The sequence below is a fragment of the Dehalobacter sp. MCB1 genome (genome assembly GCF_003590275.1).
Classification (GTDB): Bacteria; Bacillota; Desulfitobacteriia; order Desulfitobacteriales; family Syntrophobotulaceae; genus Dehalobacter.
Map to the genome: position 1 here is coordinate 131,674 of NZ_LXPC01000001.1, position 14,557 is coordinate 146,230.

The 14,557-nt window shown below is 46.5% G+C and carries 14 protein-coding genes; 2 read left to right on the forward strand and 12 right to left on the reverse strand.

The genetic code is table 11. The annotated features are described in order from the left end of the window. Positions 1-60: 60 nt before the first annotated feature. Entirely contained in the window at positions 61-519 is a 459-nt protein-coding gene (locus A7K50_RS00645; protein WP_020492955.1) for a YdeI/OmpD-associated family protein, read from the reverse strand. A 153-nt stretch (positions 520-672) separates the two neighbouring features. Between A7K50_RS00645 and A7K50_RS00650 the strand changes: the two genes are divergently transcribed. Continuing rightward, a complete protein-coding gene (locus A7K50_RS00650; RefSeq protein WP_020492954.1) occupies positions 673-2,832 on the forward strand; it encodes a PepSY domain-containing protein in 2,160 nt (719 codons plus the stop codon). A 48-nt stretch (positions 2,833-2,880) separates the two neighbouring features. Here the strand turns inward: A7K50_RS00650 and A7K50_RS00655 are convergent, their stop codons facing one another. Then, positions 2,881-3,144, reverse strand: a complete 264-nt coding sequence (locus A7K50_RS00655) for a hypothetical protein (protein WP_243103595.1) — start codon at positions 3,142-3,144, stop codon at positions 2,881-2,883. Positions 3,145-3,397: 253 nt separating this feature from the next. On the opposite strand from A7K50_RS00655, the gene A7K50_RS14415 reads away from it, so the two are divergent. Then, complete coding sequence (locus A7K50_RS14415; protein WP_020492952.1) at positions 3,398-4,297, forward strand: lytic transglycosylase domain-containing protein; 900 nt, start codon at positions 3,398-3,400, stop codon at positions 4,295-4,297. Positions 4,298-4,383: 86 nt separating this feature from the next. On the opposite strand, the gene A7K50_RS00665 is transcribed toward A7K50_RS14415, so the two are convergent. The 10 genes from A7K50_RS00665 to A7K50_RS00715 all read right to left on the reverse strand — a co-directional run bounded on the left by A7K50_RS00665 (position 4,384) and on the right by A7K50_RS00715 (position 14,413). Next, positions 4,384-4,731 carry a cupin domain-containing protein gene (locus A7K50_RS00665; protein WP_083916828.1) on the reverse strand — a complete coding sequence of 116 codons (348 nt, stop codon included), beginning with the start codon at positions 4,729-4,731 and terminating at the stop codon, positions 4,384-4,386. Between the two features lie 150 nt (positions 4,732-4,881). After that, on the reverse strand, positions 4,882-6,069 hold the full coding sequence (gene pheA / locus A7K50_RS00670; protein ID WP_020492950.1) for a prephenate dehydratase: 1,188 nt from the start codon (positions 6,067-6,069) through the stop codon (positions 4,882-4,884). Further along, positions 6,057-7,157, reverse strand: a complete 1,101-nt coding sequence (aroC, locus tag A7K50_RS00675; protein WP_020492949.1) for a chorismate synthase — start codon at positions 7,155-7,157, stop codon at positions 6,057-6,059. Before aroC ends, pheA begins: the two co-directional genes overlap by 13 nt. After that, positions 7,138-8,433 (reverse strand): 3-phosphoshikimate 1-carboxyvinyltransferase, encoded by a 1,296-nt coding sequence (gene aroA / locus A7K50_RS00680; protein ID WP_026156619.1) that lies wholly within the window; start codon positions 8,431-8,433, stop codon positions 7,138-7,140. The genes aroC and aroA overlap by 20 nt, the downstream gene beginning before the upstream one ends. A gap of 12 nt (positions 8,434-8,445) precedes the next feature. Continuing rightward, the gene (locus tag A7K50_RS00685; RefSeq protein ID WP_026156618.1) at positions 8,446-9,300 is read right to left on the reverse strand and encodes a prephenate dehydrogenase; all 855 of its coding nucleotides are present in this window, start codon (positions 9,298-9,300) and stop codon (positions 8,446-8,448) included. 30 nt (positions 9,301-9,330) lie between these two features. Then, the gene (aroF, locus tag A7K50_RS00690) at positions 9,331-10,344 is read right to left on the reverse strand and encodes a 3-deoxy-7-phosphoheptulonate synthase (RefSeq protein ID WP_020492946.1); all 1,014 of its coding nucleotides are present in this window, start codon (positions 10,342-10,344) and stop codon (positions 9,331-9,333) included. Between the two features lie 462 nt (positions 10,345-10,806). Next, positions 10,807-11,418 (reverse strand): FmdE family protein, encoded by a 612-nt coding sequence (locus A7K50_RS00700; protein WP_026156617.1) that lies wholly within the window; start codon positions 11,416-11,418, stop codon positions 10,807-10,809. Between the two features lie 364 nt (positions 11,419-11,782). Further along, on the reverse strand, positions 11,783-12,625 hold the full coding sequence (locus A7K50_RS00705) for a metal ABC transporter permease (RefSeq protein WP_020492944.1): 843 nt from the start codon (positions 12,623-12,625) through the stop codon (positions 11,783-11,785). Continuing rightward, positions 12,606-13,433: a metal ABC transporter ATP-binding protein gene (locus A7K50_RS00710; RefSeq protein WP_119774333.1), complete on the reverse strand. Its 828-nt coding sequence runs from the start codon at positions 13,431-13,433 to the stop codon at positions 12,606-12,608. Before A7K50_RS00710 ends, A7K50_RS00705 begins: the two co-directional genes overlap by 20 nt. Next, a complete protein-coding gene (locus A7K50_RS00715; RefSeq protein ID WP_119774335.1) occupies positions 13,430-14,413 on the reverse strand; it encodes a metal ABC transporter substrate-binding protein in 984 nt (327 codons plus the stop codon). Before A7K50_RS00715 ends, A7K50_RS00710 begins: the two co-directional genes overlap by 4 nt. Between the last annotated feature and the right edge of the window lie 144 nt (positions 14,414-14,557).

A 14,557-nucleotide genomic window follows, 5' to 3' on the forward strand; every position in this document is an offset into this window, starting at 1 on the left:
TCCTATTCTCAACTTTTCATATTTGACAGCTATATTTGACAGCTAATCATCAGATATCTGTTATTTACTTTTCTTTTTAGCCTCCAGCATTTCAACCACCTTTTGAATCCGATCCATTCTGGTTTCCATTTTCTTGGCACTGGTGATCCACAGGACATAGTCTTTCTTGTGCGTATACGAGAGGTTCTCAAAGAATGCCAAAGCATTCGGAGCCTCCTGCATCTGTACCAGTAAGTCTTCGGGTACCTCGATCGTACGTTCATGCTCGTCTTTTTCAACTTCGACATTTACCAGATCTCCGGGTCGCTTCCCAATCTTACTGCGTATAGCCTGCGTCAAGCCAAGCAAAAAAACTCCATTCATTCTGACGATTGACCCCTGATATTCCACCCCATCAAAGGTAGCTTTTACTTTTACCCGTCTAGCGCCAAATGCCGTCTCAACGTCAAAGGGAATTTCGACATATGCCCCGTCAAGGCCTTCACGTTTTTTGATTTCCGTAATAAACTTCTGTTTCATCTGTTCACCCCGGTTCAAAGTTCCATGGAGATCCGTTCGCGAAAAAGCAGGAAATATTTTCTTTCGGCTGCGTCATAATCGCTGCCTTAATACAGTCTATTTTAGCAAGAAAACGCAACCAGATCAAAATGTTGTGAAAGGATGGTTGGAAAAATGAAACGTCATCACTGGTTTATACTTCCTCTGGTTTTTGTTTTGATCTTCCAGCTGCCGGTACCGCTTTTGGGTGCTGATATGGGAACGCCTCAGACAGGTTCGGCGGAAACAAAAATCTCCCTGGAACAAGCCTTGCAGATTGTCAAACAAAATTTTGAAATTCCTAAAGAACTGACCGAGTTTACTTCAAGCTTCAGCAATTATCAGTCCCGTCAGGTTTGGTCGCTGGACTGGAACACTTCCGGCAGCCCCGGTGGTAATTTTTCAGCCCAGGTCGACGCTGTCAGCGGAGAAATTCTGTCCATATATTCCTGGCAGTCTGTCCAGGGCAATCAGGCCTATACACTTCCGCGGATAACCCCGGAACAGGCCAGGCAAGTCGCGGAAGCTACTGTCCAAAAATTAACCGGGCCGAAATATGCCAAATTGAAATTCCTCGAGAATAAGGCGATTGTTCCGATCAATCTCTATGGCGAGACCATTTACAGCTACAATTGGCAGCGGTTTGAAAACGGCATCCCGTTTCAGGGCAACCTAGTCAGTGTACAGGTGAGTGCTTCGAGCGGCAAGGTCACTGCTTATAACATCATCTGGAATGATTTTAAGATCCCTGAAGTGAATAATATCATCAATGCCGGGCAAGCAACTGAATACTTTAATACCGCTAAACTTCTGGAACTGCAATACTTTTTGGCACCGGCTTATAAGCCATTGATCACAGCACAAAATAGTGAGAAAGTCCAGCTGGTTTATACCCTGAAAAATGGTGGAACAATCGATGCATTCACCGGAAAACCCTTGGTCCTGAACTCCGGTCAATGGCTGTTTACGAATGACCGGGCACTCGGCGGAATGGGTTCGGCTGAAAGCGCAGCCAAATCTGTTCCTTTAACGCCGCAGGAACAAAAGGAAATCGTCGAAAATGCGAAGCTTTTAACCAGGGAAAAAGCGATTGCGGCCGTCAAGCAGTGGGTGGAAATCCCTTCGAACGTTACATTGAAAAGCATCAATCTTTACCAGGACTACAGTCTACGCGGCGGAAAGGTATGGTCCTTTGAATGGGGAACCCCAAGCGGTCCCCGGGCCCAAACGATTAATGCCAGGGTCAATGCAGCCAGCGGCGAATTAATCTCTTTCTCTGTTTACTCCTCTTCCGCAAACGCCGACGGAAGCCTGAATGCGATTACTAGCGAACAGGCCCAGACCATTGCGCAGGATTTTATCAGAAAAATCCAGCCAACAAAATCTCAGCAGGTTAAACTCAATGCGGACAACACAGCCGATTCCGTCAAATCAGCAGAACTTACCAGCATCACGTTCAATTATGAACGGATCGTCAACGGCATTCTGTTTCCTTCCAATAACATCAGCATTACTGTTGATTTGCAGACGAAGAAAATCACTTCTTATTATCTGAATTGGTGGAATCTCGATTTCCCACAATTGTCGGAAGCAATGTCTCCAGCCAAAGTCCAGGGAATACTCTTCCAGGCTAGACCCATGCAATTGACCTATGTTCTGTTGTACGACCAAGGAGAAGCCAAGGAAGTCCGTCTTGTCTATCAGCCTTCCTCAGAAAGCAGTCAAACCTCCGACCTGATGGATGCCAGAACCGGATCATTTTTGGATTTCCAGGGAAATTCCTTAAAAGATCAGCCTCAGGCTCATATCTTCACGGATATTGCCGGAAACACTGCGGAAAAAGAAATCACCGTGCTGGGAATGGCTGGATTATTCGGTGAATACGGAGGCCAGTTCCGGCCGACCGAAAATATCACCGCCAGTGCCTTCCTGCGGGCTCTTTACACAATAAAAAACGGTTCGGAAAACAATCTTTCCGATACCGATGTCATGAAAAAAGCTAAAGAAGAAGGATGGATTCAGGATAACCTGGCCTCGTCCCAAATCGTTACCAAAGAAATGTGCAGCCAAATCATCGTCCGCTTCCTCGGACTCGAAAAGATTGCCGCGCTGAGCCCATTGTTCCAGACTTCCTTCGATGATGTCCCGGTTGAAGAGCGCGGATACGCTTCACTCGCCACGGGTCTCGGCATTCTGAAAGCGGACAACAGCAAATTTTATCCGCTTCAGCCTATGACCCGCGCTGATGCGGCTTACGCCCTGATCAGAGCGTTTGAAACCGGGTTCAAATCTTAATTCGGTACGAAATTAGTAAGGAAATCCCTACGAGGCCCACAGGCAAGACTAATAATAGACAGTAAAAATGTAGCCGAGCGCTATCCCAAGGACGGCCAGTGTGAATCCACCAAATTTGAATCCTGTTTTAATTAGCGGGATTCTTTTTTGATTTCTGACTAAAAAGTCTTCATTCTCTTTTTTCAGTACTTCCATCATTTTTTTGGGCTGTATAAAAGCAAAAAGACCAAGGATGACATACGCGCCGAATCCCGCATAGACAAGGATGTCCAGATCCACATTGCAGCCAACCAAGAATGCTATTAAACTCAATATAACCAAGGTTAAGAAAATTTTCTCGAATAGGGTCGTCGATCTTTCAAAAAGAGGTTTCACCTTTATTATCCCACCTGCTGCAGTTGTATTGTATAAGTACTCATCTATTATAAAACAAGTCCGCAGTAAATTGTCCAGGTAAATTAAGACAATCCCATGCTTGCTTTCAGCGTCTGTTCATCGCATAATAATAGTCAAGACAAACAGTACGTTTCCATTTTGCTAGAAACAAGATTACCGGGGTGATCGTATGAAAATCGATGCTCAAAACGAACTGCTGCAGCTGCAGCTTCAAAATATGGTCCAGGCCCTGGAAGGCACTTCTGAAAACTCCGAAGCTTTTCAGATGGTTTATAAAATGCTGTTGGAGACCATGCAAGAAGACAGCAATGTCACATCGGATCTGAACATCGGGGCTTTGGGTAAAAACCTGACAGACAGTTCAGATCTGTCAAATCTGTCGGCGCTTTCAAATCTGACGGATGTGTCAAGTCAGATGGATCAAACCGATCGTTCTAACACGTCTGACCAAATGCAGATGCTCTATCTCTATAACCTTATCAATCTGCAGAATTCACTGCTCAACACAGGAGACGGAACCGAAAGCCTGACTAGAACCGGGGACTTCCTAGGAACAAATAACATGACCTCATCCGGGCAGACATACAACAGTGCTTACAGTGCTTACAATATGAATAACACGAACAACACGAGTAATACAGACAGCTCTTTCAACGCGTCTTCGATTGATGCTTCAATTGAAGCTGCGATTACGGGAGCTTCAGAAAAATACGGTGTGGAAAAATCTTTGATATCAGCCGTCATTCGTCAGGAATCATCCTTTAACCCGAACGCGGTCTCTTCAGCAGGCGCAATCGGCCTAATGCAACTAATGCCGGCAACAGCCTCAGGACTGGGCGTAACCGACCCCTATAATATTAAACAGAATGTTGACGGCGGAACGCGTTATTTACGGCAGCTGATCGACCGTTACGGATCCACGGAAATGGCTCTGGCTGCCTATAATGCCGGATCAGGAACAATCCGGGCCAGAGGCGTCCAGGGGCCGGAGGACCTTGTTAAAATGCCTGCCGAAACAAGAAACTTTGTTCAAAAGGTTATGAGTCACTATACAGGTAGAAGCGCCTAAGGAAAGCCGGAATATACCGACTTTTTTCTTAGGCGCTTTTCTGAAGTATAATTGATGCAAAAAATTGAGAGGTTCATCCTATGGCCTTACTTATCTCCTTCTTCCGGTACGATACATAGGAATGAAAATTCTTTCCCGGAATGATTCCGAAACTGATGAAGAGCGCCTCCGGGAACATAGGCATAAGCGCCTTCCTTCAGTACGTAATCCTGACCGTCTAAATGCAGCGTTCCTTCGCCTGATACAATATAATTAATATGGGGCCAATCATGCGTGTGTCTGGGTGTAAAGCCGCCCGGTTCAAGTGCAAAAAGCCGCATCGTCCAGCCCTCCCAGCCTTCTTTGGGAGATACCAGTACTTTTTTGGTGGCACCCTGTATTCCTGCGCCCTGCATAGGGATCCCTGCCAATTCGTTTACATGGCCAACAATCATCGTTTCGCCTCCGATCTCATTTCTCAATTTTATTAACTGAATATCGAGTTTACTCCGGTGATCGACTTATCGGGTTAATCTGGGGTAATTAAGAATTAATGGATCCCTGAAACAACTTGATATTCAGTTTTATTATTTATTTTATTATTTTTACCTGTCTTGTTTATCCGACGGATAGTTTCCGAGCATCTGGAAGTAAGCGCTCTCTTTCTCTATCCCCTCAACTGCTTTCTTGACCACACGATTATTCAGATTACCCTCAAAATCAATATAGAAGAGATATTCCCAGGTCTTATCCGTCATCGGACGGGATTCAATTTTCATCATATTCAGCCCGTTGCGGGCAAAGTGACTGAGGACCCTGTACAATGAACCTGGTTCGTGGGAAATGGCAACAACGAGACTGATCTTGTTACACGCACTTCTAAGCTCAGGTTTTCTGCCGATGATGATAAACCGGGTAAAGTTCGCCGGATTATTATTAATCTTTTCAGCCAGAATGTCCAGGCCATAGAGCTCCGCCGCTCGCCTGCTCGCAATGGATGCCAGGCCTTTTGAACCTGCATCGGCGACCTTCTTGGCGCTTACTGCTGTATTGCTGCAGGTCGCCTGGTTCCATTCGGGATGTTTTCTTAAAAAAATACCGGACTGCTGAAAGCCCTGGGGATGGGAGCATACTTCCCTGATATCTTCAAGTTTTGTTCCTTTAATGGCCAGCAGGTTATGATCGATCTGGATACATTTTTCACCAACGATATAAAACCCAAACTGACAAAGCAGGTCGTAGACGTCGGCAATACCGCCGGTAAACGAATTTTCCAGCGGAAGAACCCCGTAATCAATCTCTTCTGCAGCCAACGCCTGAAACACATCTTCAAAGTCCACATAATTCTTGGCATTCTTGCCTTCCCCGAAATATTCCTTAAGCGCCTGTTCACTATAGGAACCCGGAATTCCCTGGAACCCGATCACATTTCCCGAAACAGATTTCCCCAGTTCTCCGGTTTCCGACTCCTCTTCAATTTCCGAAATTTCCTGCCAGGCACCGGTTTCTGGCCTGAAAAAGCGTTCAGCCTGAACACCTTTGCTAATACTCATGACGGCTTTGAGGAATTCTTCTGCCGTCTTAACCAGATCCTTGTTTCTGACCTGCTCAATTTTTTGCAGGACTTTATTCTCCCTGGATTCATCCAAGATGTTAATGCTGTTCAAAATCTTATATTCAGCTACCTCAATGACGGTCTCCATTCTTGCTTCAAAAAGACGAAGCAGTTCGGTATCGATTTCATCTATCTTAGACCTGAGGTCCTGCAATCTTCGATTTTTTAGTTCATCCACGTTACCCCATCCTTTTCTATCATCAAATCCAATAAGGCCAGTGCAGCGGCGCTTTCTACGACAGGAACCGCTCGAGGAACGATGCAAGGATCATGTCTCCCCTGAACCGTAATTTGCGTCTCTTCCCTGGAGGCCATATTCACCGTCTGCTGCACTTTGCCAATCGAAGGTGTCGGTTTCACGGCAGCCCGGAATAGCAAAGGCATGCCATTCGTGATCCCTCCAAGAATTCCGCCATTGTGATTGGAAAGCGTCACTACTTTATCATCTACGAGAGCATACGGATCATTGGCTTCGGATCCTTTCATCTGCGTAATTGCAAACCCAGCGCCGAATTCGACTCCCTTCACCGCCGGAACGGCAAACAACAGATGGGCAATCTTGCTTTCAGCTGAATCAAAGAATGGCGACCCCAGACCGGCAGGCAAACCGACTACGGCAGTCTCAATCACACCGCCGACAGAGTCCTCTTTAGCTTTGGCCTGAAGAATTTCCTGTTTCATCCGGGTACCCGCTTCTTCCGATAGAACCGGGAATTCCTGCTCTGTCAGTTTCCAAAGCAGCCCTGAATCAATTCGGAGGCTGTCAAAATGATCCTCTCTTATGCCGCCAATATTTAAAATATGGCTGCCGATCATAATACCCTTCTTCTCCAGGACTTGCTTGGCAATCGCGCCAGCCAATACCAGCGGTGCTGTAAGTCTGCCGGAAAAATGGCCTCCACCCCGATAATCGTTGAAGCCCCTGTGTTTTACCATCGCGGTATAATCCGCATGGCCGGGCCGCACCGTGTCTTTCAATTCGGAATAATCCCCGGAGTGCTGATCCTTATTCCAGATCACACAGCAGAGCGGGGCTCCGGTCGTAGTTCCTTTAAAGAAACCACTCAGGATTTCAAATTCGTCTTTTTCCTTTCGCGGGGTTGAAAGCGGATTCTTCCCTGGTGCCCTCCTGGCCAGTTCCCGGCTGATGAAGGGCAAATCAAGCTTTAATCCCGCCGGCAGACCATCGAGTACAATCCCGATGCATTTTCCGTGTGATTCCCCAAACAGCGATAGTTTGAGGTATTCACCCCATGTTCCACTCATCAGCTCTACCTCCCAATTTGCAAAAATCCTGCCAGAAATGCGGATATGATTTTTTAACGGCTTCGGCTCCGGTCAAATACACTGGCTCAGTACACCTGATAGAGGCCACAGCGAGGGCCATTGCAATCCGGTGATCGTTCCAGCTGTCGACTGTTCCTCCATGCAGGGTTTCTACCCCTTCGATGAGGAGCCCTTCCTGCAGCTCATGAATCCTGGCCCCAAGTTTGTTCAGCTCTGATGCCGTTGCTTTGAGTCTGTCCGATTCTTTGATGCGAAGTCTTCCAGCATTGATGATTCTGGTTGTTCCTTTGCTTAAAGAAGCAAGAACTGCAAGTACAGGAACCAGATCCGGACACTGCCCGGCATCAATCACTGTTCCCACAGTCTGGGCGCTCAGGACTCCCAAACTATCATCCGTCCAAACAATTCGGGCACCCATCGCCAACATAATATCGAGGATCATCCTATCCCCTTGCAAGGATTGAGCGTTAATATCCAAACATTTTAGACCGGACCCCAGTGTACCTGCCACCAGCCAGAACGCAGCCTGGGAGTAGTCTCCTTCAATGCGGCAATTAATTGCTTTATACTGCTGGCTCCCTGGAATAAAGAATTCACGGTAGGCGTTATTTTGTACGGTTATTCCCGACTTTTCCAGCGCATCGATGGTAAGGTCAACATAACCGCGGGATTCCAGTTCCGTTGTAACGACAATTCTGGAATCTCCGTCCAGGAGTGGCAGCAAAAACATAAGTCCAGTAATAAATTGAGAACTGACATTGCCTTTCAGTTTATACTCACCCGGTGAGAACCTCCCCTTGATCGTCAAGGGCAAATAACCGTCCCGGGTCTGATATTCAATTCGGTGCAGTTGAAACAGCTCATAATACGCATCCAGTGGGCGCTCCACCAGTTTGCCTGCACCGGCAAAGGTCACCGGCCCCCCCGTCAGTGTAGCCAGGGGTATCAAAAACCTCAGCGTGGATCCTGATTCCCGGCAGTTGATCGTTTCCTGGATGATTTGAAGCTTCGGGTTTCCTTCCAGACAAAGTACGCCTGGTTCACCAGGGTCCGCTGAGACTTCCCTGACGGTCGTACCCAGAGACACCAAACCCGCCAGGGTTGCGGAAATATCTTCGGAGAAGACAAGATTGTCAATGCTGCTGATTCCTTCAGCCAGCGCGGCGCATATCACTGCCCGGTGACTGATGCTTTTAGAAGGAGGTATCCTGATCTCCCCTGTTAAAGTTGAAGGCTGCAATCGTAAGCACGTCAAAAAAATCTCTCCTTAAAACTTTTCTCTGCCCCGGCCGGCATTTTCAAGCATTTCTTTCAGCGAATTCCGGTCTTTTTCCGCGATCGCTGCTCTGATCATCCGAACGCTTTCGGTGAACACGTCAATCTGTTCTAAAATATTGTCTTTATTCTCAAGTAAAAGTCCACTCCAGAGTTCGGCATTCATTCTCGCCACCCGCGTTGCATCGCGGAAGCTGCCTCCGACAAGGCTGCCGGTATCCTCGGAGCCGGAACTGTTCATCAGGGCAGCAGCAATGACATGAGGAAGCTGACTTGTCAGTGCAATAATTTCGTCATGCTTATGGGGTTCCATCCGGATCGGCTGTCTGCAGCCGAGACCAATAACTAACCTTTCCACCAGTCTCAAGCTTTCATCCTTCGTGCCGTCGATTGGGGTAATCAGATAGTTGGCCCCCAGGAAAATCTCTTCAGAAGCGTAGGCAAATCCGCTGGACTCTTTTCCAGCCAGCGGATGTCCCCCGACGAAGCTCAAATCTTCCCTTAAGACTGAACTGATCTCCTGAACGACTTGTTCTTTGAGTCCTGCTGTATCCGTAATCAGGGCACCATGTTTAAAATAAGCCAGGTTGTCTTTTACAAACTGAACGGCAAGCTCCGGATAGATGCAGATCACAACAACATCCGAGCTTTGCAGCGGGATGCTCGCCTCCGTGAATCCTTTGCTGATCACACCTGTTTTTTCTGCTTGTTCCAGTACGCTGATGTTAACATCGACTGCCCAGATTTTCTTTGGTTTTAGTTTATTCAAAGCCATGGCGAATGATCCGCCAATAAGTCCCAGACCCACTACCGTAATTTCCATACTACCAAAGTCCGGTTCTTCCAAGAAATCCACCTCCAGGGATCATATTATTGATTAAATAATCTTATTCTGTATAACCGCCAGCTGTCTCAACGAATCCATTAAAGCCTCGAATCTCTCCGGTTTGATAGACTGCTGCCCGTCACATTTGGCATTGGCCGGGTCGTTGTGCACTTCGATCATGACACCGTCGGCACCTACGACCATCGCTGCTTTAGCCATCGGTTCGACAAGCCACCACAGCCCTGCCGCGTGGCTTGGATCAACAATAACCGGAAGGTGACTCAGTTTCTTGATCACCGGCACAGCAGTCAGGTCAAGCGTATTTCGGGTGTAATTTTCGAAAGTCCGAATGCCTCTTTCACAGAAAATAACATTCTCATTGCCATGCGCCAAAATATATTCCGCAGCAAGTAATAATTCCTCAATCGTCGAGGATAACCCTCTTTTTAGAATCACCGGTTTTTGAATTTTTCCGACTTCTTTTAAGAGTTCAAAGTTCTGCATATTGCGGGCGCCGATCTGAATAATATCCACGTCTTCAACGAATCTCTCCAGATATTCGGTCGACATTAATTCCGATACAATCGGCAATCCTGTCTTGTTTCTGGCTATTTTCAGAAGTTCCAGACCATCTTCTCGTAAACCCTGAAAGCTGTACGGTGAGGAACGCGGCTTAAAAGCGCCTCCTCTTAAAAAAGCAGCCCCGGATTTTTTGACCGCTTCAGCAATGCCGACGATTTGCGTTTCACTTTCTACCGAACACGGACCGGCAATCACAGTAAAGGTATTGCCGCCGATTCTTCTGTCCCCGACACTGATGACCGTATCTTCCGGGTGGAATAAACGGTTAACCTTTTTAAAAGGCTCCTGGACATGAATAACTTTTTCAACCCAATCATTTGCATGCATCGTGTCCGGGTCAATGCTGCTGGTATTTCCGATTAACCCAAGAATATGGTAGTTCACGCCTAAAGACTCATGAACCTCACATCCCAGGTCCAATATCTTCTGTTTCATCTTCGCGATCTCCTCTGGCGGCGTCTTCGGCCTCATTACAATAATCATTTTTCCTACCTCCTTAAACTGTCCTACTTACTTACATGATACTACGCAAGCTTAAATATTTATATCTATCAGAAAGATGTGATACTTTCCGATAGTAAAAAACAGAAGACCCATTATTTCTAATGAGCCTTCTGTAACAGTATCGTATTTCAACTTTGGTTCCTCTCGACCGGGGTCAGGCCGCAAGGCAATTTTCCGCCGGATGCTCATTAGTGAAGAGAGAAAGTATTCGATTGTAGAACAACCAAAAATAACCGGTGCTAAAATAAAAGTAATAATAGCACTGGCTAAAGCTTCTAAACGCAAAAGTATTGATTTGTTCTACCATTCTCTTACCACTAAGCATTTTACATTCTCCAAAAAGTTACTATCGAGTTTCGTTCATTATACCGTATAAATTCTTTGGCTGTCAAACAAAATTATATTTGTTTTAACAACCGTCTGACATCTAAATAATCCTGGTTAACGCCATCCCCTGGTATAAGTCTTATTGCAATCGGAACAGATGATTTTTCCTTCGGCCAGATGTGCTTTGACTTCCGCAAATGGCTCCCCGCATTGAGAGCATACGACTGTCTGAAAAATTCTGGCCGGTTCAATCCGGGGCATAGTTACTTCGGTAACCGTAAATAATTCAGCCGCAGGCGCAGCCAGGAATTTTTCAATTCTTTCCTTCTGCAGAGTCCCCCAAGCTGCCTTTTCCTGATCACTGGCTGAACCGGCTGATATTTTTGCTTTCAATTCAGTATATTGTTCATCATCGGGTTTGTTGCCGAGTTTCCTTAAAATCCTGACCGCTTTGCCGGATTTGCGGTTGGCCAGCGTGACTGCCTGTTTGCCGGCATCCTTATAAATCAGATTGCCCTTTCCGAGCGTACAGCCGGTAAGTACCTGGATCGCATCGACACCGCAGGCATCGTTTTCGACGACCGCAAACAGTTCTTCATCGGCCGCTCTCACTACACCAAGCGCATCGAGTCCGATAAACGCCTGTCTGAAGCCAATTGCAAGCCCCATGCATTCGTGTCCATGAAATTCAGCACATTTCTCCCAAGGTGTTTTTTCTCTGCACATGATTGGTCAGTCCTTTCTTAAATAACGCGGTAAGCACATTCTATCGTCACTATTGTTTCAATCGGTAGTTCTAAAATTAGTATACCTATTATACACTATAATTCACTGGTATAACGTTCTCAAATTATTTTCACGTATTTATTAGGGCTAGTCTGTGGGTCACAATACTGCTTTCCGGCCATTGTGCCATCCATGGCACAAAAGGCCGCGCTACGCACTCCATGCTCCGCTTACAGCAGAACTGTGTCCCCCAGACTGATTATCAGCCTGTTTAAGTTCGTCTGCATGCCATAATTGGATCAATTTGAATGCTGGATAGTTTACTTGTTTCCAAAGCGTTCTACTAGAATGGTCATCGTAGATCTTATCTTGTTGAAACTTTCCAGATAAATGTCCCGGCGAAGAATAGCGCAAGCATCAGAACAATGGTGGCGCCTGTTGCCGTTCCCCAAAAATAGGACAGGATCAGTCCTGCCAGACCGGAAATCAAGGCGATGATCACGGCAAAGACATGATACTGCCTCGTATTTGCCGCGATATTCCGGGAAGCGGCTGCAGGCAGGACAAGCAGGGAACTGATAATCAGAATGCCTACCCAGCGAATCGCGAACGTTACCACAACGGCGATCACGATGGCAAATACAAATTCATAAAAGCGGACATGAATTCCCCGGCTTTTGGCCAGGGATTGATTGACACTTACCAACAGCAGCTTGTTGAACCAGCCTGCCCAAAACACCAGCACCAGCACAAAAATCAGGGCTAAAATTCCCAGCTCTGAAGGGGTTATGCTTAACAGATCCCCGATCAAATACCCGGAGTACTTGCTAAAGCCGCCGTTGCGTGACAGGAGCACGATACCCAATGCAACTGCCGTTGAGGAAAATACGCCGATAATCGTATCCGTCGATGCCGTATTGGCATTTTTAACACTAATCACCGCAACCGCAAACAACACCGAAAAAACCAGCAGAGCCCAAAAAGGGCTTTGGATCCCGAGTACAACTCCCGCCGCAACACCTGTCAACGCCGAATGTCCCAACGCATCTGAGAAAAAGGCCATCCGGTTATTCACGATCATTGTGCCGAGGATGCCCAAAATGGGTGTCACCAGAAGAACAGCCAAAAGGGCGTTCTTCATAAAATCATATTCCAGCCAGCCTAGAGGAAGTAAGGCATCAAGCATCCTATACCATTGTTCGATCATTGGCTTGTTCTTCCTCTTTTCTTTTGGATTCAGCGTTTCCTTTGGCCCACCCCATACCAAATGTTTCAATCACTTTCTCGTTATCGAAGACTTCAGCAGCGGTTCCGCAGCATTCGATGGTCGCATGATTCAGCAGTATCACGCGGTCTGCATATTTGGCCACGAGATTCAGATCATGCGAAACAAGAATAATCGACAAGTCATAGTCCTGACGCAGCCTGGACACAATATCATAGAATAGTTCCAACCCTTTCTGGTCGATACCCGACACCGGTTCATCAAGAAACAAGAGATTTGGGACGGGGTCAAGCGCCAGCGCGAGCAATACTCTTTGCAACTCCCCTCCGGATAGCGCACCCAGTCTTCTGTTAAGCAGATGTTCAGCCTGCACAAGCGTTAAATTCTTTTGAACGCGTTTTTTTGTTTTTTGAGAAGAACCGAGCCAGACGGGAAAACGGTTGTAAGTCGCTGTAAACAAGTCCAGCACAGTGACCGGCGAACTGTTGTCAAAATCAAGTTTCTGCGGGACATAGCCGATGAGCGGACGGCCCTTATGGTTATCTTTAGGATCAAGAAATTCAATCGTTCCCGTGTGTGGAATTTCACCGAGGATAGCTTTAAACAAGGTTGTCTTACCGGCTCCGTTCGGTCCGATCACCGCAGTCAAATCGCCGCAGTATATTTCCAGATTGATATCCCGCAGTATTTCTTTGTTATTCAGCGTTACCCCGAGGTGGTTGATCCTCGTACGGCATAAGCCGCATCCGCATTCTTCATATAATTCATGATTGCAGCATTTATTTTTCATTGGAGAGCCCCCTGCAGCGTCTGCAGATTTTTATCCATCAGATCAATGTAAGCATCCGCTTCCAAAGGGCCTGTGACGATCGGGTCAAGATAATAGACCCGGGCACTTGTTTCATTGGCGATTGTCTCTGCCGTATCGGCAGAATACTGAGGCTCGGCGAACAAAGCCTTAACTTTTAATGTTTTGATTTTTTCGATCGTTTCAGTCAGTTCGATTGGGCTGGGTTCTGATCCGGGCTCCCGCTCGATCACTGCTGCCACATTCAAATGGAATTCTTCGGCAAAATACGGGAATGCCTCATGAAAAGTCACGATATCCCGGTTCTTTACCCCATCCAGGGCCTGATGCATTTTATTTTTTTCCTGTTCGAGCTTCACAATATATTCTGCAGTATTTTCCTGATATTTTTCAGCATTTTCGGGATCAAGTGCCGCCAGCTTATCGCCAATGTTCTGAACCTGTCTGATCGCTTTAGATATACTCAGCCACACATGCGGATTTTTCCCTGTCTCATCCTGAATCAGGGTAATCCCTTCACTGGCGTCGATGATCTTCAAATCCGGCATCTGCCCTGTAACCTTAGCCAGGAATGATTCCATTCCCGCGCCGTTGATCACCAGAACCTTGGCATCTTCCAGGCTTTTCAGATCTTCGGTCGTCAGGGCATAATCGTGGAGACAGCCGGTTGTCGGTTTGGTCATATTGACGACGGTCACATTCGAGATACCCTTCGTGATGTTTAAAGTGAATAGATAGATCGGATAAAACGAAGTCGCAATTTTCAGCGATCCTCGACTGTCATCCGTATTCACCGCTGCGCTCTCCTTTGCACCGCACCCGCTTAAGGTTACCATGATTGCCAGCAAAGCCGCGCAAAAAGGTTTCGCCCACTTAAAAAACATTTTTGTCCTATTGGTCCTATTTTTCCTATTCATTGCCGTTTTATCAATCACAGCCGTCTTTGCGGTCTTAGTAGTCATCAGCTAATTTCCCCTATTTTTGCAAATGGTTCGCATTTGCATTAATATATAAATTGATTATACTACAAAAGTATACATTTTATTCCCTTTGATTTAGAAATTATTTCAAATATTTTTTCAGCAAAATCATTAATGCTTTGTGAA

Coding starts and splice junctions, on each gene's coding strand:
- A7K50_RS00645 (WP_020492955.1), bottom strand. CDS start 519: ATGAAACAGAAGTTTATTACGGAAATCAAAAAACGTGAAGGCCTTGAC.
- A7K50_RS00650 (WP_020492954.1), top strand. CDS start 673: ATGAAACGTCATCACTGGTTTATACTTCCTCTGGTTTTTGTTTTGATC.
- A7K50_RS14415 (WP_020492952.1), top strand. CDS start 3,398: ATGAAAATCGATGCTCAAAACGAACTGCTGCAGCTGCAGCTTCAAAAT.
- A7K50_RS00665 (WP_083916828.1), bottom strand. CDS start 4,731: ATGATTGTTGGCCATGTAAACGAATTGGCAGGGATCCCTATGCAGGGC.
- aroC (WP_020492949.1), bottom strand. CDS start 7,157: ATGAGTGGAACATGGGGTGAATACCTCAAACTATCGCTGTTTGGGGAA.
- aroF (WP_020492946.1), bottom strand. CDS start 10,344: ATGATTATTGTAATGAGGCCGAAGACGCCGCCAGAGGAGATCGCGAAG.
- A7K50_RS00700 (WP_026156617.1), bottom strand. CDS start 11,418: ATGTGCAGAGAAAAAACACCTTGGGAGAAATGTGCTGAATTTCATGGA.
- A7K50_RS00705 (WP_020492944.1), bottom strand. CDS start 12,625: ATGATCGAACAATGGTATAGGATGCTTGATGCCTTACTTCCTCTAGGC.
- A7K50_RS00710 (WP_119774333.1), bottom strand. CDS start 13,433: ATGAAAAATAAATGCTGCAATCATGAATTATATGAAGAATGCGGATGC.
- A7K50_RS00715 (WP_119774335.1), bottom strand. CDS start 14,413: ATGACTACTAAGACCGCAAAGACGGCTGTGATTGATAAAACGGCAATG.